This window comes from Pseudomonas sp. KB-10 (assembly GCF_018221585.1).
In the GTDB taxonomy this organism is placed as follows: Bacteria; Pseudomonadota; Gammaproteobacteria; order Pseudomonadales; family Pseudomonadaceae; genus Aquipseudomonas; species Aquipseudomonas yangonensis.
Window position 1 is genome coordinate 58,154 of record NZ_QYYB01000006.1, and the last position, 24,907, is coordinate 83,060.

General features: G+C 63.9%; 24 protein-coding genes and 2 pseudogenes. 11 read left to right on the plus strand and 15 right to left on the minus strand.

What is annotated here, in order from left to right:
• Positions 1–359: 359 nt before the first annotated feature.
• Positions 360–1,586 carry a cation:proton antiporter domain-containing protein gene (locus DXK50_RS16860; RefSeq protein ID WP_212631121.1) on the plus strand — a complete coding sequence of 409 codons (1,227 nt, stop codon included), beginning with the start codon at positions 360–362 and terminating at the stop codon, positions 1,584–1,586.
• Here the strand turns inward: DXK50_RS16860 and DXK50_RS16865 are convergent.
• From DXK50_RS16865 to DXK50_RS16910, 10 genes are all read right to left on the minus strand, one after another.
• Positions 1,548–1,946 carry a c-type cytochrome gene (locus tag DXK50_RS16865; protein ID WP_212631122.1) on the minus strand — a complete coding sequence of 133 codons (399 nt, stop codon included), beginning with the start codon at positions 1,944–1,946 and terminating at the stop codon, positions 1,548–1,550. The genes DXK50_RS16860 and DXK50_RS16865 overlap by 39 nt on opposite strands.
• Positions 1,943–2,506 carry a c-type cytochrome gene (locus DXK50_RS16870; RefSeq protein ID WP_212631123.1) on the minus strand — a complete coding sequence of 188 codons (564 nt, stop codon included), beginning with the start codon at positions 2,504–2,506 and terminating at the stop codon, positions 1,943–1,945. The genes DXK50_RS16865 and DXK50_RS16870 overlap by 4 nt, the downstream gene beginning before the upstream one ends.
• 6 nt (positions 2,507–2,512) lie before the next feature.
• On the minus strand, positions 2,513–2,875 hold the full coding sequence (locus tag DXK50_RS16875) for a c-type cytochrome (RefSeq protein WP_212631124.1): 363 nt from the start codon (positions 2,873–2,875) through the stop codon (positions 2,513–2,515).
• Entirely contained in the window at positions 2,872–3,744 is an 873-nt protein-coding gene (locus DXK50_RS16880; protein WP_212631125.1) for a cytochrome c oxidase assembly protein, read from the minus strand. Before DXK50_RS16880 ends, DXK50_RS16875 begins: the two co-directional genes overlap by 4 nt.
• Positions 3,741–4,082 (minus strand): hypothetical protein, encoded by a 342-nt coding sequence (locus DXK50_RS16885; protein ID WP_212631126.1) that lies wholly within the window; start codon positions 4,080–4,082, stop codon positions 3,741–3,743. Before DXK50_RS16885 ends, DXK50_RS16880 begins: the two co-directional genes overlap by 4 nt.
• Positions 4,083–4,093: 11 nt before the next feature.
• Positions 4,094–4,693, minus strand: a complete 600-nt coding sequence (locus tag DXK50_RS16890; RefSeq protein ID WP_212631127.1) for a cytochrome c oxidase subunit 3 — start codon at positions 4,691–4,693, stop codon at positions 4,094–4,096.
• A gap of 3 nt (positions 4,694–4,696) precedes the next feature.
• Positions 4,697–6,598, minus strand: a complete 1,902-nt coding sequence (gene ctaD / locus DXK50_RS16895; RefSeq protein WP_212631128.1) for a cytochrome c oxidase subunit I — start codon at positions 6,596–6,598, stop codon at positions 4,697–4,699.
• Between the two features lie 12 nt (positions 6,599–6,610).
• Positions 6,611–7,597 (minus strand): cytochrome c oxidase subunit II, encoded by a 987-nt coding sequence (gene coxB, locus DXK50_RS16900; protein WP_212631129.1) that lies wholly within the window; start codon positions 7,595–7,597, stop codon positions 6,611–6,613.
• A 320-nt stretch (positions 7,598–7,917) separates the two neighbouring features.
• Positions 7,918–8,613 carry an RES family NAD+ phosphorylase gene (locus DXK50_RS16905; protein ID WP_212631130.1) on the minus strand — a complete coding sequence of 232 codons (696 nt, stop codon included), beginning with the start codon at positions 8,611–8,613 and terminating at the stop codon, positions 7,918–7,920.
• On the minus strand, positions 8,613–9,020 hold the full coding sequence (locus tag DXK50_RS16910) for an antitoxin Xre-like helix-turn-helix domain-containing protein (protein WP_161866818.1): 408 nt from the start codon (positions 9,018–9,020) through the stop codon (positions 8,613–8,615). The genes DXK50_RS16905 and DXK50_RS16910 overlap by 1 nt, the downstream gene beginning before the upstream one ends.
• A 214-nt stretch (positions 9,021–9,234) precedes the next feature.
• Here DXK50_RS16910 and DXK50_RS16915 point away from each other — a divergent pair, with 214 nt between their 5' ends.
• The 4 genes from DXK50_RS16915 to DXK50_RS16930 all read left to right on the plus strand — a co-directional run bounded on the left by DXK50_RS16915 (position 9,235) and on the right by DXK50_RS16930 (position 13,519).
• Positions 9,235–11,253 (plus strand): ribonucleoside triphosphate reductase, encoded by a 2,019-nt coding sequence (locus DXK50_RS16915; protein ID WP_212631131.1) that lies wholly within the window; start codon positions 9,235–9,237, stop codon positions 11,251–11,253.
• A 31-nt stretch (positions 11,254–11,284) separates the two neighbouring features.
• The gene (nrdD, locus tag DXK50_RS25215) at positions 11,285–11,434 is read left to right on the plus strand and encodes an anaerobic ribonucleoside-triphosphate reductase (RefSeq protein WP_013715521.1); all 150 of its coding nucleotides are present in this window, start codon (positions 11,285–11,287) and stop codon (positions 11,432–11,434) included.
• Between the two features lie 67 nt (positions 11,435–11,501).
• A complete protein-coding gene (locus DXK50_RS16925) occupies positions 11,502–12,227 on the plus strand; it encodes an anaerobic ribonucleoside-triphosphate reductase activating protein (protein ID WP_212631132.1) in 726 nt (241 codons plus the stop codon).
• 107 nt (positions 12,228–12,334) lie between these two features.
• Positions 12,335–13,519, plus strand: coding sequence for an NnrS family protein (locus DXK50_RS16930; RefSeq protein WP_212631133.1), 1,185 nt, complete (start codon positions 12,335–12,337; stop codon positions 13,517–13,519).
• 63 nt (positions 13,520–13,582) lie between these two features.
• Here the strand turns inward: DXK50_RS16930 and ytfE are convergent, their stop codons facing one another.
• Positions 13,583–14,266: an iron-sulfur cluster repair protein YtfE gene (gene ytfE, locus DXK50_RS16935; protein ID WP_212631134.1), complete on the minus strand. Its 684-nt coding sequence runs from the start codon at positions 14,264–14,266 to the stop codon at positions 13,583–13,585.
• 137 nt (positions 14,267–14,403) lie between these two features.
• Here ytfE and norR point away from each other — a divergent pair, with 137 nt between their 5' ends.
• Positions 14,404–15,933 (plus strand): nitric oxide reductase transcriptional regulator NorR, encoded by a 1,530-nt coding sequence (gene norR, locus DXK50_RS16940; protein ID WP_212631135.1) that lies wholly within the window; start codon positions 14,404–14,406, stop codon positions 15,931–15,933.
• 43 nt (positions 15,934–15,976) lie between these two features.
• Here norR and DXK50_RS16945 read toward each other — a convergent pair whose 3' ends face one another.
• The gene (locus tag DXK50_RS16945; protein WP_212631136.1) at positions 15,977–16,213 is read right to left on the minus strand and encodes a DUF3079 domain-containing protein; all 237 of its coding nucleotides are present in this window, start codon (positions 16,211–16,213) and stop codon (positions 15,977–15,979) included.
• A gap of 192 nt (positions 16,214–16,405) precedes the next feature.
• Between DXK50_RS16945 and ubiU the strand changes: the two genes are divergently transcribed.
• Genes ubiU through ubiT form a run of 3 tightly spaced genes read left to right on the plus strand, consistent with a single transcriptional unit; the run spans position 16,406 to position 18,748 of the window.
• Positions 16,406–17,395, plus strand: a complete 990-nt coding sequence (ubiU, locus tag DXK50_RS16950) for a ubiquinone anaerobic biosynthesis protein UbiU (protein ID WP_212631137.1) — start codon at positions 16,406–16,408, stop codon at positions 17,393–17,395.
• 7 nt (positions 17,396–17,402) lie between these two features.
• Complete coding sequence (locus tag DXK50_RS16955; RefSeq protein WP_212631138.1) at positions 17,403–18,290, plus strand: U32 family peptidase; 888 nt, start codon at positions 17,403–17,405, stop codon at positions 18,288–18,290.
• Positions 18,287–18,748, plus strand: a complete 462-nt coding sequence (ubiT, locus tag DXK50_RS16960; RefSeq protein ID WP_212631139.1) for a ubiquinone anaerobic biosynthesis accessory factor UbiT — start codon at positions 18,287–18,289, stop codon at positions 18,746–18,748. Before DXK50_RS16955 ends, ubiT begins: the two co-directional genes overlap by 4 nt.
• A gap of 22 nt (positions 18,749–18,770) precedes the next feature.
• On the opposite strand, the pseudogene DXK50_RS16965 reads toward ubiT, so the two are convergent.
• Positions 18,771–19,277, minus strand: a pseudogene (locus tag DXK50_RS16965) (DUF72 domain-containing protein); the annotation flags it as partial.
• Between DXK50_RS16965 and DXK50_RS16970 the strand changes: the two are divergent.
• Together DXK50_RS16970 and ligD are read left to right on the plus strand one after the other, a co-directional pair.
• Positions 19,248–19,427, plus strand: a pseudogene (locus DXK50_RS16970) (Ku protein); the annotation flags it as partial. The pseudogenes DXK50_RS16965 and DXK50_RS16970 sit on opposite strands and share 30 nt — an antisense overlap.
• A 15-nt stretch (positions 19,428–19,442) precedes the next feature.
• Positions 19,443–21,971, plus strand: a complete 2,529-nt coding sequence (gene ligD, locus DXK50_RS16975) for a DNA ligase D (protein WP_212631140.1) — start codon at positions 19,443–19,445, stop codon at positions 21,969–21,971.
• A gap of 8 nt (positions 21,972–21,979) precedes the next feature.
• Here the strand turns inward: ligD and DXK50_RS16980 are convergent, their stop codons facing one another.
• Both DXK50_RS16980 and DXK50_RS16985 read right to left on the minus strand, forming a co-directional pair.
• Positions 21,980–22,954, minus strand: a complete 975-nt coding sequence (locus DXK50_RS16980; RefSeq protein ID WP_212631141.1) for an SDR family oxidoreductase — start codon at positions 22,952–22,954, stop codon at positions 21,980–21,982.
• A gap of 17 nt (positions 22,955–22,971) precedes the next feature.
• On the minus strand, positions 22,972–24,765 hold the full coding sequence (locus DXK50_RS16985) for a thiamine pyrophosphate-requiring protein (protein ID WP_212631142.1): 1,794 nt from the start codon (positions 24,763–24,765) through the stop codon (positions 22,972–22,974).
• Positions 24,766–24,907 lie beyond the last annotated feature (142 nt).

Consider the following 24,907-nt stretch of genomic DNA (forward strand, 5'->3'; position numbering starts at 1 on the left):
TGGTGAGGCCTTCGGTTGCGACGCTCCGTGACTCGCCTTCATTCGCCTGACATCACATGCTCCGCCGCGGCCGTCCCAGCGACGCAGGTTGCGCCTTGGGATGGCTGACTTTTCTCCTGCGTCTGAACCGCGCGAATGAGCGAGAGGCAGAGACTTTGGCCAGCCCGGGTTCGCGGCGGTGCATCGAGGAGCAGCTTGGTCAGTCAGGCGAACGGTTGCGCGGATGCCGGGTGAACCGAGCAGGGATACAACACCATATTCTTATCGGGCCTCCAAAATAGAGGCAGGACGCTTTTCCGTCCGGGTTCTGCTGCGGATCTGCGGCGCACCCGCGCCCTTGCGCCGAAACGGAGGCAGTGATGCAACAGCTCTACTTGGGACTCATGGCTGCGACGGTCATCGTCCTGCTGCTGGGGCTGCTGTCGCGCCCGCTGAAGCGTTACGGCCTGGCGGCGCCCTTTCTCGCTCTGCTGGGTGGCGTAGTGCTTGGCCCGCAGTTGCTCGGCCTGTTACAGCCGGATGGCTGGGGTCGCCCTCAACTGCTGCTGGAAAAGGCGGCCCAGTTGAGTTTGGCGATAGGTCTGATGAGCGTGGCGCTGCGCCTGCCGGCCGGTTATGTAGCGAAGCACTGGCGCTCGCTGGTGGTGCTGGTGGGATTGGCGCTACCGCTTATGTGCCTGTGTGCAGCGCTGCCGGCGTACTGGCTGTTCGATATCTCGCCTTTGCTGGCGCTGCTGATCGGCGCTGTGGTCTGTCCAACCGACCCCATCGTGGCCACCTCTATCGTCACCGGCGAGATAGCCGAGCGTGATCTGGATGAACCTCTTCGCCACCTGATGTCTGCCGAGTCGGGTCTGAACGACGGGTTGGCCCTGCCACTGGTAATGTTGCCGTTGCTGTTGCTTGGCCTGTCTCCGCTCGAAGCTGGCCGGCAGTGGCTGGTGATGGTGGTGTTTTGGGAGATCGGCGGTGCCGTGCTGTTCGGCCTGTTGCTCGGTTGGCTCGCCGGCCGGCTGTTGCGTCTGGCCGAAGGAATGCACTTCATAGAACGACCTTCGTTCATGAGCTACACGGTGGCGCTGTCTCTGCTAACACTGGCCGGGGCGGAGCTGCTGCATACCGACGGCGTCGTAGCGGTGTTCGTCGCCGGTCTGGCATTCGACAGGATGGTTGGCGGCAAGGAGCGGGCGGAAGAAGAGCGGGTACAAGCCGCGATGGATCAATTTTTCACCCTGCCGATCTTCATGCTGCTCGGCGTTATGTTGCCTTGGAGCCAATGGCTGGCCCTGGGCTCGCCGGCTGTCGCGCTGGTGGTGGCGGTGCTACTGCTGCGCCGGCTACCGGCCCTGTTGGTGCTGAGACCGTTGCTACCGGCGTTGCGGTTGCGTCGCGACCTGCTGTTCGCAGGTTGGTTCGGCCCGATCGGCATCGCTGCGCTGCTTTACGCGCTGCTGGCCAGCGAACGCAGCGGCGAGCCATTGGTCTGGCAGCTCGGTAGTCTGTTGATCTGCGCCTCGGTGATCGTTCACGGTCTAAGCGCGACGCCCTTAACGCGCCTTTATGGACGCTGCAGAGGGCGCGGTTGAGCCATATAAATATGCCGCCATATCCAGCGCCACCTGGGTGCTCACTCCCAGGTCGGGCATCGCCGAGCCGGGTGCGATCGTTTGCGGGTCGCGCAGCCATCGCACCAGGTTGGCAGGGGTATTAGGCAGCACGCCGGCAAGATACTTTCGCTCGGAAAGGTCGATCAGCGGGGGGCCAACATGGGTATCGGCGCCAACCACGCCGGGGATGACGTGGCAACTGGTGCAGCCGTGCTGCTGAAAGGCTCCACGCCCATCTTCAGCATAGCCGACCCCCACACCAGGTACGGCCAGCAAGCGCGCATCATTGCAGCCGCCGAGCGTTAGCGCGGTAAGCAAGATCAGACCGCGCAGATTCATGGGTGAGCCTCCGCACTGGCGTGATGCTGCTCCACCGCTTTGCGCCGCGCCCGGTAATCGGTCGGGGCCAGCTGCGCCAGTTGCTCGATGAACGCCACCAGATCCCACAGCTGTTCGTCATCCAGGCGGTATTTCCAGGCGGGCATGCCGGTCATCTTGATGCCGTACTTGGCGGTCCAGAAGATGTCACCAGGCGGCCAGCGACGGGAGGTTTCCACCAGATTCGCCGGTATCGGCGTCAGCCCCAGGGCGAACGGCTGCGGAGCGACACCGGGCCCCCCGTGGCATTGCTCGCAGTGAGCGATGTATAGCGTAAGGCCGCGGCCTATGCGCGCCGGGTCGTCCAGCACTGGAGCAGTCACGTCTTTGCCTCGGCGGGAAATGGAATGCCGCATCACGGTGTCGGTCAGCCAATACACCGGTCCGGTGTGCTGCCCGGTAGCAGCCACGTTATAGACGCCGAGATGCACGAAGGCGACGGCGCCGATCAGCATCACTGCAAGCAGAGTGGCGGCGGCCAGTAGCCAATGACGGATAAGCAGCGAGGAGAGTTCGTTCATGAGCGTTCAATCCAGCTGATGAAGAAAGGCGGCGATATCCCGCGCCTCGTCGGCGCCCAGACCGACGTCCGGCATGGCGGTATGCGGGTCGACTGCTTGCGGTCTTTGCAGCCAGCGCACCATTTGTTCTTCGTAGTTCGGCAGTAGGCCGGCGATGTAGCCGCGCCGGGCGATCTGCTCCAGGTTCGGCCCGACCCGGCCGTTTGCTCCCGGCACGTGGGGAATGCGGTGACAGCTGCCGCAACCGTAGGCATGTGTCAGTGCGCGGCCGCGCTCGGGGTTGCCGGAATAGGGTGGCTGCTTGTTCTCTGCCATCGGCTCGCAGGCTGCGAGCAATAGAGGTAGGAGCAACGTGGCCAGGCGGCTCATCTCGTCTCCTCCGCGAGCGGCGGCTCGCGCAGGCAGCGGGCTGTCAGCAACAGGCCGGCGGCGAGGAATACCAGGCCTGCGGGAATCCACATGATTAGCCCACCGAGGCGTTGATCGTCCACCGGGTCAAGGCCGAAAAAACGGGTGGTTTCCAGGTAAGGTGAATACCACACCGTTGGCGAGAAGCTCAGCAGGGCTCCAAGCAGGCTGCTGTGCACCGCGGTGGTGAACAGATAAAGCACCGCGCCGGCCTGGCGGCGCTGCAGCAACGCCCACCAGAACAACAGGGCAGACAAGAAAAAACTGCTGTGCTGCAGTGCATGCACTGCGTCGTTGCGCACGCTGGCATCGAACAGCGCCGGCAGGTGCCAGCCCCAGAGCACCGCTGCGTGCAACAGCCAGGCACCCTGGGCGGAGGTCAACCCGTCCCAGGTCGCGCGCAACCAGCGTTGCAGGCGCAAGCGCTTGAAACCTTCGCGGCCGCTTGCCGGCAGGCCCCATAGCAGCAGGCCGCCGGGGCGGCTGAGAACCAAAAGCGGTGCGCTGATCAGAATCAGTATTTCATGCTGCAGCATATGGGCGGAGAACAGGTAGCCACCCAGTGGATCCAGCGGCGGCCCCAAGGCCATAGCCAGGGATAGCCAGCCGGCGCAGAACAGCAGCAGGTCACGTGACCGGCCGATTTTTCCGCTGCGTTGGCGTAGGCGTCTCAGCCCGCGTACGTAGAGCAGCGCGCTACCGATCAGCAGTGACCATGACCAGGGGTCGAAGGCGAACAGATTTATCTCGCCCGGTGTTTGCGCGGCAGGCGCATGGCCCCAGGCCGAAGGCACTATCCACAGCAGGGCGAGCATCATCAGCCAGGTCATCGACCGCACCCCTCAACCAGCAGGAAAGGCAGGCTCTGCATGATGATCGTCGCGGCGAATAGCAGCCCCAGCAGGCAGCCGCTGCAACCGAGAAAATACCGTACTGAACTTGGCGAACGCGCCACCTGGACATTGCGCCAAGCTACCCAGGTGCCGCCAAGCGCCACGCTCAGGCATAGCAGGCTGGCCGCATAGAGAGCGAGTGGCAGCGGATGGCGGCAGTCCCAGCCAGCCAAGGCGTAAACAAGAGCCAAGTGCAGCGCCCAGGCCAGCGGAGCGGCGAACCAACCGACGGTCAGTCGCAGCGTCGTGGGTCGCTTGGACGGATCAGCGGGCATGTTCGGGCTCCTCATAACCAGCGTGGTACCCAATACAGGACCAGATACAGCGGGATCCAAACCAGGCCGACGAAGTACCAATAGAGGGTGTCCACCACCGCTGCGATCTGCCGCTGACGGGTGAAGAAGCCACGCAGGCCGAGCAGTACCACGACGCCAGTACCGATGACCGCCGAAACCACATGGATGAAATGAAAGCCCGAGATGGTCCAGAGGATAGAACCGTAGGGGCTGCTGTCCCAGCGTACGTCGAACGCGTGGAACTGTTGCCAGCGCGACAACAGCACGAGGCTCGCCAGCAGCACGCTGATGGCCACGCCTAGGGTGAACGAGTTGCGCCGGTCCTGCTTGAGCTTCTGCCCGGCCCACCACATGCTGACGCAGCTGGCCAGCAGCATGACCAGGCTGAGCGTTGGCCATAATAGTTCGGGGGGCGCCACTCCAACCGGAGGCCACTGCGTCTGGTACAGGCGCAGATAGAAGTAGCTGGCGATGAAGCTGGCCACTACCGTTGCCTCGATCAGGATCAACATCGTCACGCCCCACCATAAAGGCGCTTCGCTGCCCTCCTGAAAACGCGACAAGCCACTGACGTCGATCACCTTTGGCATCGCTCAATCCTCCCGCCAGGGCCGACGTGGCCAGAGCCAGCCGACGATCATGAAAAAGCTGAAGAAGAAGCCGAACACAAAGAACCACGGCGAGAACATGAAACCGATGAAGCCTGTCGCTACTGCCACCGCCAGTAGCGCCGGCCAGATCGACGGCTCCGGCAGGACCACCACGGTCTGCGGCTCGGCGTCCACCACACTGGTGGCGACCACTTCGCGGCGGTCGGCGCGCAGGCCAGTGACATGGCCCATTTCGCCGAGGGTCTGTAACTGGTCGGGGTCACCGTCACGCCATAACGGCTGACGGCTTTGCACCACCGGGATGCGTGGGAAGTTGTAGTTGGCCGGCGGCGAGTCGGCCGCCCACTCTAGGCTCTCGGCGCCCCAGGGATTGGGGCCAGCTGCGGGACCATGGATGCGCGCGCGTAAGGTATTGATCAGGGTCAGCAGCACGCCGCCAGCGAAGACGAAGGCGCCCACCGTGGCCAGCAGATTCAGCGGCCCCCAGCCCATCTCGGCCAGGTAGGTGTAGACCCGACGCGGCATGCCGTCGAAGCCCAGTTGGTGCATGGGGAAGAAGGTCAGGTGCAGGCCGATGAACATCAGCGCACAGCTCCAGCGCCCCAGGCGCTCCGACAGCAGCCGACCGAACAGCTTGGGGTACCAATAGTAGAGCGCGCCAAACAGCGGGAACACGGCACCACCGATTAGCACATAATGGAAGTGTGCGACCACGAAGTAGCTGTCGTGCACCTGGCGATCGAAGGGCACCGAGGCCACCATCACCCCCGTCAGGCCACCGAGTACGAAGATCGCAAAAAAACCGAGGATGAAGAGCATCGGTGTTGCGAGGCGGATCCGTGCGCCCCACAGGGTGGCGATCCAGCAGAAGATCAGCACCCCGCTGGGTATGGCGATCATCATGCTCGCCGCGGTGAAGAAATCCAGGCTCAGCTGCGGCAGCCCGGTGGTGAACATGTGGTGCACCCACAGGCCGAATGAGATGAAGCCGATCCCCACCAGCGACAGCACCGCCGCGGTATAGCCGTACACCGGGCGGCGGCAGAAGGTGGTGAGGATCGCCGAGATCATGCCCAGCGCCGGCACCAGGATGATGTACACCTCTGGATGGCCGAAGAACCAGAACAGGTGCTGCCAGAGCAGCGGCTGGCCGCCGGCATCGGAGACGAAGAACAGCGTGTCGAAGGTGCGATCCAGCGCCAGCAGTACGCTGGCGACGATCACCGAAGGCATGGCAAATACGATCATGAACGACATCACCAGGATCGCCCAGACGAACAGCGGCATACGGCTGAGAGTCATGCCCGGCGCCCGTAGTTTGAGGATGGTGACGATCAGCTCCACGGCCGCTGCCAGCGCAGAAACCTCGATGAAGGTGATCACGGTGGTCCAGACATCGGAGCCCTGGTCCGGCGAATAAGTCTTGCCAGCCAGTGGCACGTAGCTGAACCAGCCGTCATCTGGAGCCATGCCGAGGAACAGGGTGAGGAAGAAAGCGATGCCTGCGATCAGGTAGACGTAATAGCCGAAGGCGTTCAATCGCGGGAAAGCCATGTCGCGAGTACCGAGCATCAGCGGCACCAGGTAGATGCCGAAGCCTTCCATGGCCGGCACGGCGAAGAAGAACATCATGGTAGTGCCGTGCACGGTGAACAGCTGGTTGTACAGCGTCGGATCGAGCAGACCGTTTTCCGGGCTCACCAGTTGCAGGCGCATCAGCAGCGCCAGCACCCCGGCCAGCAGGAAGAAAATGAAGGCAGTGACGATGAAGCGCAGGCCGATCTTGCGCTGGTTGACCTGCATGAACCAGCCGACCAGCCCGCTAGGCGAGCGCCAGGTGTCGTCGAGTTGTTGCCGTTCGCGTGCGTCCAGCAGGGCTGTCATGGCCATCGGCTCCTATTCCAGTGCCTGGAGGTAGTCGAGCAGGGCCCGCAGCTCCGCGGGTTGCAGACGGGTAGCCGGCATCAGTACGCCGGGCTTGTTGCTCTGCGGGTCGGTAATCCAGCCGCCGAGGTGCCCGCGGTTGTTCGGCAGGGTGGCGGCGGCCAGCGTCTGGCGCGAAGCCAGGTGGGTCAGGTCGGGTCCGCTCTGGCCGCCCGCACGGGTCCCGCGGATGGTGTGACAATCGGCGCAGCCGCGTTCGCGAAAGATCTGCCGTGCGTCATCCATGGCCAGCGCAGCCGCTACGGCCGGCTCGCCCTGGCGCTGCAACCAGTCGCGAAATGCCGGTTGCGCCTGCACCTCGATGCGCACCGCCATCAACGCGTGCTGGTCGCCGCAGAACTCGGCGCATTGACCGCGGTAGACACCTGGGCGGTCGATGCGCAACCAGCGTTCATTGGTCATGCCTGGAATCATGTCGGTCTTGCCATCCAGGTTCGGTGCCCAGAAGCTGTGGATCACGTCGCTGGCCTTGAGTACCAAGCGCACCGTTTCACCGGCCGGCAGGTGCAGCTCGTTGGCAGCCACCGCGAGCAGATTGTCGTCGCGATCGCGATAGCGGATTTCCCACCACCAGCGGTGACCGATGACCTCCGCGGTCAGATCGGCGTCGCCCTGTTCGCCGGAGCTGGCCTGGCCGACCAGGATGCTGGCGATCACCAGCGCCAGCAGGATGAACGAGGGCACCACCACGCCGCCAAGCAGCACCAGATTGCGGCTGGCTCGTTCGCTCAGACTGGTCCTGGCGCGCATGCCTCGCCACAGAGCGACACCGGCGAGCAACATGACCACCAGGAACACCACCGTGAAGGTGCCGATCATCCACCAGCTCAGGTTGGCGATCAGTGCAGCCGGCTCACTGTGCGGTTGCAGCATCGACTGCAGCGGTGTCTCGCTTGTCGGGCGTAGCCAACTGTCGCGAGACAGGGTATCGAGGCTCATGCGCCACTCGCCCGTATACAGGCGGCACGGGGCGAATGATTGTCGGCGCGGTCTTCCATCATCGTGCTTTCCGTTCGCTGCGAAGTGGATGGGTACCGGCTCGGATAAGCGTTAACGCAATCGGTAACGCTTCATCCGGGGCTCGAGGGTGTGACAGGGGATGCGTCGACAGGGTTTCAACGTTTTTCCTGTCCGCATGCCGGGGCCGTGTTGATCGACCCGGGAGGAAGGGGATTTGAGGGGCGGTTTTCGGTTGTGTGCCGCTACGCCACTGACGGTTGTGAGGGAGAAGGGCGTTCTGCTCGCCTTCGGCTGCAGGGCTACGTAGCCACCAGTGTCGTGATCTGATTGACGCTGATCACCTGGCCGCTCCAGATCATTTCGTAATGCGCGCTCTGGATGATTGAAGCCACTGGCCGCGGCGTCATCAGTGCCCAGCAGATATTGCCGGCAGAGCGCACCGAGTGATAGCGCAGGCCCGTGCATCCCGACGCTTTCACCTCGGCTCCCAGCTGGTTGGAGTGGGCATAGTCACCTGGCGCATAGATGGGGTCGGATAGCGGTACGACCGTGGCGTCTCTCAACCCTGCTTCGCTGAAGTTGGCGGTCAGCCCGCGGAAGACGAAGCGCTCATAGTTGAGGTTCGGCACCTTCGACCAGTAGTTTTCCTGGTGGTAGCACACCTCGGCAATCGCGGTATCCATTCTGTCCGCCAGGTACAGCACACCGAAGCTGCCGTTGCTGAAGCGCGAGCCAGCCGGGTTGACGTGAGTGAAGGGGGCCGTCGCGTACGAGCAGCCGACAATGCCGAAGGGAATCTGGTCACGCGATATCAGCTCCAGGCGACCAATCTCGTTCTGCAGCCGTGGATTGGTCAGCGCCTGGATCTGATAGAGGGCTTCGAAGTCCTCTGCGTCGGCGACATCATCGAATAGGGCGATGGGCGGGAACTTGGAGTTGACCAGGCGGTAGGCCTGTACCGGCTCATCTTCCAGCAGTGGTAGGTCGCTGAGCATTACCACTGAGCACCTCGCAGGGTGTCAATGCGCCGGAACGTTTCGTACAACGAGATCATGTCGCCTTGCGCCATGACTTCCATTGGCGTGCGGCCGTTGAAGAACTCGTTGTGGTTTTCCATCAGGGCAAAGCCGTAAACATTATCGGGGTTATCGAACACCACACGTAGTGCGGCATGGATGTTCAACACCAGGCTGATGCGCTGCATCTGGTCGGAGTCCAGGCTTACCGTCCATGACGAGTCCTTTTGGCTGGCGCGGGTGTAGGTGCTGCGGGAGATCCGTAGCACTCGGCAGGCCTGTTCGGCTGACGCCTTCCACTTGTCGAGAATGTTAAGCGCAGCGCGCAGACCGGCTGCGCACTGGCTTTTCGAGAAGTCCTGAACCTGAAGGGCTGTAACGGTCATATAGAACTCTTCTTTGCGTCTGTAGATTTATTTATAGCATGTTTTGGTCTGCAGATTAAATTTAGCTAGCTTCTCTAACGGGAAAAGAGCTAACCGCCAACCCAGACAAACTTGATCACGATCAATTCTAAAACGGCCCTCAAAGCGTAGATTCCACATCATCTTGTGTTCTTGCTCTGATTTTTAAACTAGATGATGTGCCAGGAGGTGCTGAATGTATAAGGAGCGTGTCGCTAATCGGCCGCAGTCGCTGTTCAAGCGCGACGGCCAGGAGGTGCCTTTCGAAGGCGCCAAGATAGAGCGTGCGATCACTGCTGCGGGTCAGGCCACGGGGGAATTCGCGGCGACCGAGGCCAGGGCGCTCACCGACGCGGTGCTGGCACGCTTGGTGGAGTTCCGCAGCCTGGAAGTGGAGCAGGTTCAGGACCGGGTCGAGCAGGTGCTGATGGAGGCCGGTTACTATCAGACCGCGCGCGCCTATATCGTCTACCGCGAGCGGCATGGCCGTCTGCGACGCGACCGCAAGCACCTGATAGACGTGGCCGCGTCGATGAACGAATACCTGTCGCGCGAGGACTGGCGGGTGCAGGCCAACGCCAACCAGGGTTATTCGCTGGGCGGGCTGATTCTCAACGTATCCGGCAAGGTGACGGCCAACTACTGGCTGGACGAGGTCTACAGCGAGGAGGTGGGCCGGGCCCACCGCGAGGCCGACCTGCATATCCACGACCTCGACATGCTGGCCGGATACTGCGCTGGCTGGTCGCTACGCACGCTACTGAATGAGGGGTTCAATGGCATCGCGGGGCGGGTCGAGGCGGGGCCGCCCAGGCATCTGTCCAGCGCCCTGGGGCAGATGGTCAACTTCCTTGGCACCTTGCAGAACGAATGGGCCGGGGCCCAGGCGTTCAGCTCGTTCGACACCTACCTGGCACCCTTCGTGCGCAAGGACGGCTTGAGCTACGACGAAATCCGCCAGGCCATCCAGGAGTTCATCTACAACCTCAACGTGCCGTCGCGCTGGGGAACGCAGACGCCTTTCACCAACCTGACCTTCGACTGGGTCTGCCCCGAGGACCTGCGCGAGCAGGTGCCGGTGATCGGTGGCCAGGAGATGCCGTTCTGCTACGGCGATCTGCAGGGCGAAATGGAGCTGATCAACCGCGCCTATATCGAGGTAATGATGGCCGGCGATGCGAAAGGGCGGGTGTTCACCTTCCCGATCCCGACCTACAACATTACCCACGACTTCCCCTGGGACAGCGACAACGCCACGCGTCTGTTCGACATGACTGCGCGCTATGGCCTGCCGTACTTCCAGAACTTCCTCAACTCGGACATGCAGCCCAACCAGGTGCGCTCGATGTGCTGCCGTCTGCAACTGGACGTGCGTGAGCTACTGAAACGCGGCAACGGCCTGTTCGGCTCGGCGGAGCAGACCGGTTCTCTTGGCGTGGTGACCATCAACTGCGCGCGCCTGGGCTATCGCCATCGTCAGGATTTGCCCGGCCTGCTGCAGCGCCTGGACGTGTTGCTGGAGATGGCCTACGAAAGTCTGGAGGTCAAGCGCAAGGTCATTCAGCACCACATGGATGCAGGGCTCTATCCCTACACGCGGCGCTACCTGGGCACCCTGCGCAATCACTTTTCAACCATCGGTGTGAACGGCCTGCACGAGATGCTGCGCAATTTCACGGACGACCAGGAGGGGATGCAAACCGAGGCGGGTCGTGCGCTGGCGCTGCAGGTGCTCGATCATGTACGTGCGCGACTGGTGCAGTTCCAGGAGCGTAGCGGTCACCTCTACAACCTCGAAGCGACGCCGGCCGAGGGCACTACTTACCGCTTCGCCAAGGAGGACCAGAAACGTTTCCCCGATATCCTCCAGGCCGGCACGGTCGAGGCGCCTTACTACACCAACTCCTCGCAACTGCCGGTCGGTTTCACCGACGATCCCTTCGAGGCCTTGGCCCTGCAGGACGAGCTGCAATGCAAGTACACCGGCGGCACCGTGCTGCACCTGTACATGGCCGAGCGGATTTCCTCGGCGCAGGCCTGCAAGCAACTGGTGCGCACGGCGCTCTCGCGCTTCCGCCTGCCATACCTGACCATCACCCCGACCTTCTCCATCTGCCCGGTGCACGGTTACCTGGCTGGTGAACATGAGTTCTGCCCGAAGTGCGACGAGGCTCTGCTGCAGAAACAGCAGTGCTGCGGCGCCTGCGGCGGCTGAAGACCTATTACCCACCACAAGGAGCGACACCATGAATGCACAGCTGAAACTTCCCGAAGCCCAGCGTCAGCGCTGTGAGGTCTGGACCCGGGTGATGGGTTACCACCGCCCGGTGACGGCCTTCAACCTGGGTAAGCAATCCGAGCATCGCGAGCGCCGTCATTTCGTCGAGCCGCGTTGATTGCGTCGTGAGTCCGGACCATCGCGATGGCCCGGACTTCGCCATCTTCATTCACGGAGTGACGGCCATGCCTCCATCTCCCTTGCATCCAGCCCGCCAGGCCTTGCGCATTGGCGGGCTGCAGCCGATGACGACACTCGATTATCCCGACCATCTGGCCTGCGTACTGTTCTGCCAGGGCTGCGCATGGCGCTGCCGCTATTGCCACAACCCGGAGCTGATTCGCTGCGGTGCAACGAGCGCCGAATGGAGCTGGGCCAGGGTGCTGGATTTCCTGCAGCAGCGCCAGGGACTGTTGCAGGCGGTCGTGTTTTCCGGTGGCGAGGCCACGCTGCAGCTGGCCTTGCCCTCGGCCATGCGTCGGGTGCGCGAGCTGGGTTTCAAGGTCGGCTTGCACAGCGCCGGGATCAAACCGGCTTCGTTCGGACGCGCACTGGTGCATTGCGACTGGGTCGGATTCGACGTCAAGGCGTTGGAGGAGGAGGCGGCGCTGATCACCGGAGTCAGCGGTAGCGGCCAGGCCAACTGGAAAAGCCTGGAGCTGCTGCTGGCAAGCGGCGTGAGCTACGAATGCCGCACCACGGTGCACTGGGACCTGTTCGATTGCCGGCACCTGCGACGTTTGGGCGAACGCCTGGCGGCTCAAGGGGTGCGCCGCTTCGCAGTGCAGCTGGCTCGCTCGCAGCGGATGCTCGACGAGCAGTTGAGCGCTGCTGCCACGCCACCGCAGGCGGCAGAGCTCTGGCCTTATTTCGAGCAGCTGTTCGAACGTTTCGAACTGCGCGCGGCCTAGGCCAATGGCTGAAGGCGTGCCGGAAAGACCACGGGGACCGCCCGACTACCAAGGCCCCGACATTCTAGTAACCCCTGCGCCTCGATCCGCGCGGGGGAGGAGACAACATGCTGATTACCGATAAGCGCAAGGCCCTGGCCATCCCGGCGATCCTGCGCCTGGGGTTTCGCCCCTTCTTTCTGTTTGGTGCCGGGCTTGCGGCGTTGGCGGTTCCGCTCTGGGTCTTCGCGCTCTACGGCGGTCCTGTCGCCGAGCCACAGGGTGGTTGGCTGGCCTGGCACCGTCATGAGCAGACGTTCGGCTTCGCCGGGGCCATCATCGCGGGCTTTCTGCTGACGGCGGTGCAGACCTGGACGGGGCGACCGAGCCTGTCGGGCAGGCCGTTGGCCTGGCTGGCCGCGCTATGGCTGCTGGGGCGTCTGAGCTGGTGGCTGCCTTCAGCATGGTTGCTGCTGGTGGTCAACGTGGCGTTTCTGCTTGCCGTCGCGGTGATCATGGCCCGGCTGCTCTGGGCAGTGCGCCAGCGACGTAATTACCCGATCGTGCTGGTGCTTGCATTGCTGGCTGCGGCGGATCTACTCAGTCTGCTCGGCGTGGCGTTCGGGCATGAGGCCTGGCAACGCCAGGGCTGCCTGGCAGCCATCTGGCTGGTGGCAGCGATGATGACGGTCATCGGCGGGCGGGTGATTCCCTTCTTCACCCAACGCGGCCTGGGTCGGACAGAGGCGGTGCAGCCCTGGATCTGGCTGGATGTGGCCCTGCTGGTCGGCAGTGTGCTAATGGCAGTGCTCACCGCTGCGGGGCTGCTGCTGCAACCTCATTGGTTCGGCGCGATCCTGCTGCTGGCTCTGGGGCTGGGTCACGGCATTCGCCTGTACCGCTGGTTCGATGCCGGTCTGCTGCGGGTGCCGCTGCTGTGGTCGCTGCATCTGGCCTATGCCTGGCTGGTGCTGGCTTGCCTGGGGCTCGCAGCGGCGCAGTTGGGCGCGCCGCTGTCCTTCAGTCAGGCCTTGCATGGGCTGACCGTCGGTGCCATGGGCGGCCTGATCCTGGCCATGCTGGCACGGGTCACGCTGGGCCATACCGGGCGTGCGCTGCAGTTGCCACGCGATTTTGCCATCGCCTTCGTCGCGCTCAATCTGGCCGCGCTGGTCAGGGTCTTCGGCGTGTCCTTCGCGTACCAACCGGCGCTCTGGCTGGCAGCCCTGGCCTGGAGCCTTGCCTTTGCACAGTATCTCTACTGCTACGGGCCCATGCTGTGTCGGCCGCGTGTCGATGGTCATCCGGGCTAGGGGCAAAAAACAAGTGACCTCTGCCGCCGCGCGCTCCTGGTTGGGGCGCGCGGCGGCAGGTGCTTATTGATAGCCGACCGATTCGCCCAAAGCGCGGGGGAACAGCAGGTTGTTTTCCAGGTGGATGTGCTGCATCAGGTCGCGGCGCAGTTCATCCAGGCCGCCGTAGAGCGCTCGCCAGGTGTTGCAGGCGTTGGCGGGCGGCTGCATGCCGTTGGTCAACGCCACCAGGCGCTCCAGCGCATCGCCATGCTGGTCATGCTCATAGCGCATCACCGATATCGGTGCGCCCAGCATCACACCCGCGCCGCGCTGGATCATCGGAAAGAGTATCTGTTCCTCCTTCTGCATATGGCTTTCCAGTTCCTGCAGCAGATTCATCAGCAGGTCCGTCAGGCCCAGCGGGCAGTGTTCACGGCCGCCATGCACCTGTTCGACGCGGGCCGCCAGGCGGATCAGCTCCGGCAGCTGCTGGCGATGGACGTCGTGGTAGCGCTCCAGGATGTGTTCGATAAGTTGTTCCGGCGGAGCCGTGCGCCAATCTTCTTCATGCCCGATTTCGCCCTCGAGCGATAGCAGGTGCCGTTGTACCTGTTCGGCATCGATGCCGCGCTCCTGTGCTGCCTGGCGCAGGCTCTTCTGGCCGCCGCAGCAGAAATCGAGGTGGAATTCATGGAGAACCCGGGTCGCACCGGGGATGTTGCAGGCGATGTGGTCCAGGGTGTGGTCGAGCAGTTGGCTGGCCATGCATGGCTCCTTTCAGGCTGGTTTGTGCCTGTGCCCATCGCAAACACCGTGCCGGGGCAAGACTTGACGGCAATCAAGGGCTCGCGCGGCTTACAGGTCTAATCTACCCGCCACGAATCAGGTCCGGGGCACCCGAAATGGTAGATTTCACTCCCTTGCAGAACACCTTGCTCGCCGACCTGACAGGCGAGTTGCCCAGCGCTGTACGCCTGCAGCGGCTGGTGGTCAGCCTGCGCGAAGTCTTTGCCTGCAGTGCGGTGGTGCTATTGCGCCTGGATGGCGACAACCTGCGACCTCAGGCTGCGGTCGGGCTCAGCCACGAAACCCTGGGGCGCAGCTTCGCAGTTGCCAGGCACCCCCGTCTGGCGCGGATCATGGAGCAGCGCGCGCCGGTACAGTTCCCGGCGCATAGCGAGCTGCCCGATCCTTACGATGGCTTGTTGCAGCACAGCCCGGACGAGCCGCTGCCCGTGCATGATTGCATGGGCATGAGCCTGGTGGTCGATGGTCGTTCGTGGGGCGCAGTGACGCTCGATGCCTTGCGCCCCGGCACTTTCGACCGGCGCGCCGGCGAACGTCTGCAACGCTATGGCCTGTTGATCGAGGCGGCGCTGCGGACCTGCCGACTGGAGAACGAGATTCGCAGCCTGCGTCTGGTCCGCACCGAACCCGGCGAGGAGGGTGACGAGGCGGCGAGCATGATTCTGGGCGACAGCCCAATCCTCACCCAGTTGCTCGACGAGCTCGGCGTGGTGGCTGAATCCGAATTGCCGGTGTTGCTGCAGGGCGAAACCGGCGTCGGCAAGGAACTGTTCGCCCGTTGGCTGCATGCCCATTCGCCTCGTGCGCGCAAACCGCTGGTGTACGTGAACTGCGCAGCGCTGCCAGAGACATTGGCGGAAAGCGAGCTGTTCGGGCATGTGCGCGGCGCGTTCTCCGGCGCCACGCAGGATCGTCCCGGGCGCTTCGAGGCGGCCAACGGCGGCACGCTGTTTCTCGACGAGATCGGCGAGCTGCCGCTGTCGATCCAAGCCAAGCTGCTGCGTGCCCTGCAGAATGGCGAGATCCAGCGCCTGGGCTCGGACCGCACGCGACATGTCGATGTCCGGGTGATCACTGCAACCAACCGACGGCTGTGGGAAGAGGTGCGTGAGGGGCGATTCAGGGCCGACCTCTATCATCGTCTGTCGGTCTACCCGGTGCATATCCCACCTTTGCGCGAGCGGGGCAGAGACATCCTGCTGCTGGCCGGACATTTTCTCGAGCTCAACCGCGCGCGCCTGGGCCTGCGCTGCCTGCGCCTGTCAGCCGATGCCGAGCAAGCGCTGCTGGGCTATTGCTGGCCAGGCAACGTGCGCGAACTGGAGCATGTGATCAGCAGGGCTGCGCTCAAGGTATTGAGCCAGGCTGAGTCGCGTACCGCCTTGCTCAGTATCGGTGCTTCCTGGTTGGGGCTGGAGGGGCCGGTCGCGCTGCAGGCAAGCGCCCCTGCAACGCCAGCGCTGATATCCAGCGAGAGCCTGCAGCAGAGTGTGGATCGCTATCAGCGAGAGCTGATCCGCATCGCGCTGAGCGAACACGGCGGCAAATGGGCCGCCACTGCCCGGGCGCTGGCTGTCGACCCCAGCAACCTGCGCAAGCTGGCGCGGCGTTTGAACCTGATCTGACCGTGAGCAGCGAACGTGATGCCTTCCTATGGGCAGCGGCCGTCTATTGCGCGGAGACCAGGCGTACCGGACTGGTATCGTCAGCCAGGTTCTCCTTTGGCTCCGCTATGTCCATTCCCCAGTCGCCATGCTCATACCAATCATCGCCGAGCATCTCGACCGGGTGCATGGTGCGGTCAGCGCCATTGCCGCAGGCCAGCGAATCAGCCGGGCAATAGCGATCACAGCCCCAGCAGATGCGATCGGGGCGGCTGGGGTGCAAGGGAAATTTCTTGGCCATTTCAGCCTTTCCTGTCTGGTCTGTCGTTCTCTCCAAGCCTAGTGCTGCCGGTCGTGCTGGCCTTGATCGATATCAAGTTCTGGCGCATTCGCCGTCGTGAGGCACCGGCTGGACCGACTTGATCGCAGTCAAGGCGACCGCTGTGATGCGTCGCCTAGAGTGGCGCCTCGCTGTCGAAGCAGGAGTCGAATCATGCATCTGGTCTGTCCCGCGGGGAGTCTTCCCGCTCTCAAGGCCGCGTTGAATCAGGGGGCGGATGCCATCTACGTGGGCTTTCGCGATGACACCAACGCCCGTCATTTTGCCGGCCTGAATCTGGATGAGCGCCAGCTGGACACGGGCTTGCAACTCATCCGCCAGCGCGGCCGCCAACTCTATGTTGCGGTCAATACCTACGCCCAGGCGCAGGGCTGGCAGCGCTGGCAACGCGCGGTGGATCAGGCCGCTGCGCTCGGAGTGGACGCGCTGATTGCCGCCGACCCAGGCGTGCTGGCCTATGCCAGTCGCCATCATCCCGATCTCAACCTGCATCTCTCTGTGCAGGGCTCTGCCACCAACGCTGCTGCGCTGGCGTTCTACCAGCAGCGCTACAACATTCGCCGGGCCGTGCTGCCGCGGGTACTGTCGCTGGCCCAGGTGCGCCAGGTCGCGGAAAAGAGCAGCGTGCCGCTGGAGGTATTCGCCTTCGGCAGCCTGTGCATCATGGCCGAGGGGCGCTGCCACCTGTCGTCCTACGTTACCGGCGAGTCGCCCAATCTGTGCGGCGTCTGCTCGCCGGCCAAGGCCGTGCGCTGGCAGGAAGATGCCCAGAGCCTGAATTCGCGTCTGGGCGGCGTGCTGATCGACCGTTATGCGCCGGGCGAGCCGGCAGGCTATCCGACCCTGTGCAAGGGGCGCTTCCTGGTCGAGGGCCAGCGCTTCCACGCCTTGGAGGAACCCACCAGCCTCAACACCATCGATCTGATCCCGCAGTTGGCCGAAATGGGCATCGCCGCGGTGAAGATCGAGGGACGGCAGCGCAGTCCGGCGTATGTCGAGCAGGTAACCCGGGTCTGGCGCGAAGCGCTGGATGCCCATGCCGCAGGCCATTTCGTCGTCCAGGAACGCTGGCGCGAGGACCTGGCGCGGCTGTCCGAAGGCAGCCAGACCACGCTTGGTGCCTATCATCGATCCTGGCAGTGAGGAAACCATGAAACTGAGTCTTGGCCCCGTCCTGTTCTACTGGAGTCGCAGCAAGTTGCTGGACTTCTATGCCGAGATGGCCGAACAACCGCTCGATGTCATCTACCTGGGCGAAACGGTTTGCTCCAAGCGCCGCGCGCTGTCGCTGGACGACTGGCTGCAACTGGCACGCGAGCTGCGCACATGCACCGGCGCCGAGCTGGTGCTGTCCGGCCTGGCGCTGGTCGAGGCGGCCTCCGAGCTGGCCAGCCTGCGCCGCCTTTGCGACAACGGCGAATTGCGGGTGGAGGCCAACGACATGGGAGCGGTACAGCTGCTCGCCGAGCGGCGTCTGCCTTTCGTCGCCGGGCCGGCGCTGAACCTGTACAACGCCCATGCCTTGCACGAACTGATGACGTGCGGGCTGCAACGCTGGGTTCCACCCGTGGAGTGCTCCGGGCAACTGCTGCACGATTGCCTGCGACAACTCGATGCCCTGCAGATCGAACGCCCCGAAGTCGAGTTGTTCGCCTACGGCCATCTACCGCTGGCTTACTCGGCGCGCTGCTTCACGGCGCGGGCGGAGAACCGGCCCAAGGACGACTGCCAGTTCTGCTGCCAGAACTATCCCGAGGGCATCGCGCTGCTCAGCCAGGAGGCGCAGCCGTTGTTCACCCTCAATGGCATCCAGACCATGTCTGCAGAGGTCAGCAATCTCCTGGCCGACTACCCGGCTCTTGCCGACAGCGGGGTGGATGTCCTGCGCCTGAGCCCGCGCCCCGAAGGCATGGCGCAAGTCATCAGCGACTTCGCCGCGGTGCGCGACGGAGGCCTGCCGCCCCTGGCAGTGAGTGGTTGCAATGGCTACTGGCATGGCCTTCCGGGCATGCTGACGGCGCAGGGGCTGAACTCATGACCCTGACTCGTCGGTTGGTGAAACTGGGCACGCCGCTATTGCCACTCGGGCAATACCTACCCTTTGCCGTACAGCGCCGGCTGATCGAAAGCGCGGCGGCCCGGTTGTTCGCCAAGCCATTGGCCGAGGGTGCGTTCGATCTGTTGACTGGACGTTGGCTGCGCATCGAGATCAGCGACCTGGGGCTGGCCTGGTGCGTGAGCTGCGTCGGCACCAAGCTATTGGTACGGCGCCGAGAGACAGTGGACGTGACCATTCGCGGCAGTTGGCGCGACTTCCTTCTGCTGGCCAGCCGCCGGGAAGATCCGGATACCTTGTTCTTTCGCCGTCACCTGGTGATCGGGGGCGACACCGACCTGGGGCTGGCCGTGAAGAATCTGCTGGACGCGCTTGAACCGCAGGAGCTTTCACCCAGAGCCTGGCAGCTTATCCAGGCGATTGGCGAAGCCGTGCACTGAATGAGGATGACCGCCCGCTGAGTCAGCCTGAATCCTGGCCAGCTCCTGCGCTTCGCTCCAGCCGTTGCTGGAGATCGCGCGCATCGTAGGGCGCTCGCACCTTCACGTCGTTATCGAAGTAGCAGTAAAGATCGCGCGGCGTTCGGCGGGGTTTGTGTGCCTGGTCGATCAGCCGGGCATCGTCGGGTTGCCCGCCGGTGGTCCAGGTTTCGATGCGCTGCTGCCAATGTTGCAGGGCTTCAGGCGAATACCCGCTGACATAGAGTTCGGCATCGCCGTGCAGGCGCAGATAAAGGAAATCGGCGGTAATGTCCTCCGCATAAGGCCATTTACCCGCTGTGTCCGCCACCACCAGGGCGATGCCGTGCTGGCGTAGCAGTTTAATGAACGCCGGATCGCAGAAACTGGCATTGCGGATTTCCACGGCATGGCGCAATGGGCGATCCGCTGCCGCGTCCAGGTAGCCGGCCACATGCAGACGGGCGGAGGCATGACGGGCAAGGCTGGCAAGATCGAGAACGTCGAGCGGGTTGAAGGCGAAGAGCAGCGGCGCAGTGCCGATGTCATCGACCTCACCGAACTGCTCAAGCGCAGCCTGGGCGGCAAACCCGACAGCAAGACGAAAGCCAAGCCCAAGGCCAGCACGCCACGCAAGAGCCCCAAGACTGCACGCAAATAAGCCGGGATACCGACCATGGCCAGAGCGCAGAGCGAATACAACCGCAAACGCAATTTCGAGCAGACCAGCGAACCGCGCGAGCAACCGCGCAAGCGCCGCAGCAAGGCCGGTGCGCTGCGCTTCGTGGTGCAGAAGCACGATGCGCGTCGCCTGCACTACGACTTTCGCCTGGAGCTGGACAGCACCCTGAAGAGCTGGGCGGTGCCCAAGGGGCCGAGCCTGGACCCGACGCAAAAGCGTCTGGCGGTGCACGTCGAAGACCATCCGCTGGATTACGCCAGCTTCGAAGGCAGCATCGCCGAAGGCAACTATGGCGCGGGCGACGTGATCGTCTGGGACCATGGCATCTGGCAGCCGCAGGGCGACCCGGCGGCTGCCTACCAGGCCGGCAAGCTCAAGTTCACTCTGGTGGGCGAGAAACTGTCCGGGGACTGGACGCTGGTGCGCACCCGGCTGCGCGGAAGCGGCGACAAGGAGCAGTGGCTGCTGATCAAGGAGCGCGACGACACCGCGCGCCCCGGCGACGAATACGACATCGTCGAGGCGCAGCCGCAAAGCGTGATCAGCGGCGCGCTGGTGGGAGGCCCGAGCAAGGTGACCAAGCGCAAGGCGGCCTCCAAGCCGGCAAAAATTCGCAAGGCCCAGACGGAGTTCCCCGACAGCCTGGCGCCGCAACTGGCGACCCTGGCCGAGCGTCCGCCCGAAGGTGACTGGCTGTATGAGGTGAAGTTCGACGGTTACCGCATCCTGGCGCGGGTGCGCGGCGATGAGGTGAGTCTGTTCACCCGCAATGGCCATGACTGGACGGAGCGCCTGCCGCAGCAGGCCAAGGCTCTGGCCAAGCTGGGCCTGAGCGATAGCTGGCTGGACGGAGAGGTCGTGGCACTCAATGAGCAAGGTCTGCCGGACTTTCAGCAACTGCAGAATGCCTTCGACATCGGCCGCAGCCACGATCTCATCTACTACCTGTTCGATGCGCCGTTTCTCAACGGCGAAGACATGCGCGAGGTGCCCCTGGAAACTCGGCGCGCCCAACTCAAGACTGCATTGGGCAGCACGCGGCGCAGCCCGCTGCGTTTTTCGGAGGCCTTCACCGCGCATCACCGGGACATCGTCGAGAGCGCCTGCGCCATGTCGCTGGAAGGCGTCATCGGCAAGCGCTCGGGCAGCCTCTACGTGTCGCGCCGCAGCGCCGACTGGATCAAGCTCAAATGCCGTCTGCGCCAGGAGTTTGTCATCGTCGGTTACACCAAGCCGCAGGGCAGTCGCAGCGGCTTTGGCGCGCTGCTGTTGGCGGTGAACGAGGCGGGCGGGCTGCGCTATGCCGGGCGGGTCGGCACCGGGTTCGGGGAAGCCTCGCTCAAGGCCCTGCATGAGCAGTTGCGCAAGCTGGGGCGAGAGGAGTCGCCACTGGAGCGGAAACTGACCGCCGCCCAGGCCCGCGGTGTAAGCTGGGTCGAGCCTCAACTGGTCGGCGAGGTCGAGTTCGCCGAATGGACGCGCGAAGGCATCGTGCGCCAGGCCAGCTTCATCGCCTTGCGCAGTGACAAGCCGGCGGCGCAGATCGTTCGTGAGCATCCGCGTGCGCCAGGCGCTGCAGCGGAGAAACAGACCAAGAAGGTCGAAAGCTCGCGCAAGTCATCCGCCAAGCCGGTAGTGTCCGGGGTGCCGATCAGCAATCCGCAGCGGGTGATCGACCCGGACAGCGGCACCACGAAACTGCAGCTCGCTCAGTTCTATGCGGATATCTCCGAGTGGTTGCTGCCGTATCTGCGCAAACGGCCCGTCTCGCTGGTGCGGGCGCCGGACGGGGTAGCGGGAGAACAATTCTTCCAGAAGCATGCCGAGCGCCTGGCGATCCCCAACATCAAGCATCTCGATCCCAAGCTGGACCCCGGCCACGCGCGGTTGATGGAAATCGACAGCGTGCCGGCCCTGGTTGGTGCAGCGCAGATGGGCTGCATCGAGTTCCACCGCTGGGGCGCTACCAGCGACCGCATCGAAACGCCCGATCATTTCGTGCTCGATCTCGACCCGGACCCGGCGCTGCCGTGGCGCAGCATGCTAGAGGCGACCCGGTTGACCCTGAGCGTGCTCGACGAGCTGGGTCTGCAGGCATTTCTCAAGACCAGCGGCGGCAAAGGCATGCACATCATCGTGCCACTTGCCCGGCACGCCGACTGGGATACGGTCAAGGGCTTCGCCAAGGCCCTGGCGCAGTTCATGGCTAGGCAGCTACCCGAGCGATTCACCGCGACGTCGGGGCCGAAGAATCGGGTGGGGAAAATCTTCATCGACTATCTGCGCAACGGCCGCGGTGCCAGTACGGTATCGGCCTACTCGGTGCGCGCGCGGCCCGGCCTGCCGGTTTCGGTGCCGATCGCCCGGGACGAACTGGACGGCCTGCGCAGTGCCCAGCAGTGGACGGTCGCCAACCTGCAGCAACGCCTGGACGGGCTGCGCCAAGACCCCTGGACCGGCTACGCCAACCGCCAGCGCCTGACGCGCGCCATGTGGGAGCGGCTCGGCGCCGAGGCGCCATGATTGACGGATCAGATAAGCAGCAGGACCAGCAAGACCGCGCAGGTTCCCAGCAGGGCGGTCACCCGCGCTGAACTCAACGCCAATGCATGCCCGCGCGACCTGCGGGTAAAGCGTCCTTGCACCTCATGCAGGCCATAGACGCTGTGAAAGAGGTTGTCGCCTGCAGGATCTGTCTGGCCCTCGCTTAGCTGGCCTTGCCAGGCGCGACGCGCCAGGAGTCGGTCGAGCAGGCCCGGAAAGAACTGATTGCCGATGATGGCCTTGAGGGTGGGCAGGCCGACCCAGAGTTCCCGTGGAGGTGCACTCGCGACGCTGAGAATGGCGCGCGCTGCGACACCGGGGTCATGAATGGGCGGCACGGGTTGCACGCGTTGACCCAGTTTGTTGCGCGCCCAGTCGAACTGCGGCGTATTGATCGCCGGCAGCTGCACCATGCAGACCTTGACCTCGCTGCGCTGGTGAATGAGTTCGCAGCGTAGCGAGTCGGTAAAACCGCGCAGCGCGAACTTCGCTGCGCAATAGGCCGACTGCAGAGGGATGGCGCGATAGGCGAGTGCCGAACCGACCTGGATGATCACGCCGCGATTCCGTGCGCGCATCAGGGGCAGCGCCGCCAGGGTGCCATGTACGGCGCCGAGGTAGGTCACCTCGGTAACGCGCCTGATCTCCTCCGGCGTCAACTGCTCGATCGCAGCGAACACCGTGACCATCGCCGAATTGACCCAGACGTCGATGGGGCCGAGCTCGGCCTCGAAACGTTGCGCCGCCAGCGCCAGGGCATTGGCATCGGCCACGTCCGCGCTGATCGCCAGGGTCGGCGTGGCATAGGCTTCCAGCTCCGATGTCGCCGCTGCCAGCCCTTCGTCGCTGCGGGCCAGCAAGCCGACGACATAGCCTGCGGCAGCGAAAGCATGCGCAGTGGCCCGGCCGACACCGGCGCTGGCCCCGCAGATCACCACCACCGGGCAATCGTCTTTTTTCATTCAAACAGCCTCGCGGATCACTTCTTGTGCTTACCCGGCAGCAGCGAACCGAACAATTGCTTGGCGGTTTGCGCAAGGATGCCGCGCTGGTCCGGGTCGACCTGCAGCAGGGTGGAGGCGAACTGCTTGGCCTGCTCCAGGCTGATATGCGGCGGCAATGGTGGGACATCCGGGTCGGTGCGAAATTCCAGCAACACCGGGCGATCTGCAGCGAGAGCCTGTTCCCAGGCCGGGCCGACATCCTCTTCACGCTCGATCAACAGGCCGAGCAGGCCAATGGAGTTGGCGAAGGCGTGGTAGGGCACGTCGGGGATGTTCTGCGAAGCCTCGAATTTCGGGTCGCCTTCCATCACCCTCTGCTCCCAGGTGACCTGGTTGAGGTCCTGATTGTTGAATACTGCGAGCACCCATTGCGGGTTTTCCCACTCACGCCAGTACTTGGCCACGGTGATCAGTTCAGCCAGGTTGTTCATCTGCATGGCGCCGTCACCCACCAGGCCGACCACCGGACGGTCCGGGTGGGCGAACTTGGCGGCGATGGCATAAGGCACTGCCGCGCCCATCGAGGCCAGGCCGCCGGACAGCGAGCAGAGCATGTCGCGGCGAATCTTTAAATCGCGGGCATACCAGTTGGCGCAGGAGCCGGAGTCGCAGGTGACCACGGCGCGCTCCGGCAGCCGCGGCGACAGCTCGTAGACCACCCGCTGCGGGTTGATCGGGTTGGCCGAGACCATGGCGCGGCTTTCCAGAGTCTGATCCCATTCGCTGCGCCAAGCTTCGATGGTGGTGCGCCAGCTGTCATCCTGCTTGGCCTCCAGCAGGGGCAGCAGGGCACGAAGGGTCTCGGCGGCATCGCCCTGCAGATTGACCTCCATCGGATAGCGCAGGCTGAGCATGTCGGGCTGGATGTCGATCTGTACGCCACGCGCCTGTCCTTCTGCGGGCAGGAACTCGGAGTAGGGGAAGCCGGAACCGATCATCAGCAGCGTGTCGCATTCCTCCATCATCTTGTAGCTCGGCACCGTACCGAGCAGGCCGATGGAGCCGGTGACCCAGGGCAGCTCGTCAGGCAACACGGCTTTGCCCAGCAGCGCCTTGGCCACCCCGGCGCCGAGCTTCTGCGCCACTTCGAAGACCTCATCACTGGCATTCAGCGCCCCGGCGCCTACCAGTATGGCGACCTTCTTGCCGCTGTTGAGCACTTCGGCAGCGCGCTGCAGATCCGCTTCATAGGGCACGACGCGCGGGTGGCTGTAGCCGATGCCGCTGTGCACGGTGCCGTGCTTGTGCGGTGGCTCGGCGTACTCGGCCTCCTGCAGATCATTGGGCAGGATGATCGCCGTCACCCGGCGCTCACCGATGGCGGTGCGGATGGCGCGGTCGATCAGATGACGCACCTGCGCCGGTGCGCTGGCCTGCTGGACGAAGGCGCCGGCGACGTCCTTGAACACCGAGACCAGGTCCAGCTCCTGCTGGTAATGCCCGCCGAGTGCGGTACGCGCCTGCTGGCCGGTAATTGCCAGCACCGGCATATGATCCATACGTGCATCGTAGAGGCCGGTCAGCAGATGGGTCGCGCCGGGGCCCGAGGTAGCGATGCAGACCCCCAGCTGGCCGGAGAACTTGGCATCGGCCGCAGCCATGAAGGCGGCCATCTCTTCGTGGCGGGCCTGGATGAAACGGATCTTTCCATCGGCCCGGTTGAGTGCGCCGAACACACCGTTGATGCCGTCCCCGGGATACCCGTAGATACGCCGTACACCCCACTGGTAAAGCCGCTCGACGATGAAATCTCCGACTGTCGTGGCCATCTGCACCCTCCGCTAGATCGAGTTCCGGTCAGACAAAGCAGCGGTAACCAGGCGGCTACCGAAGTCATGACCGATGCTTAGGGTGGACGTGAGGCGGCGATGGAAGTTTCTACTGTTTGACCTGCGGTAGTAAGGGCGTCCA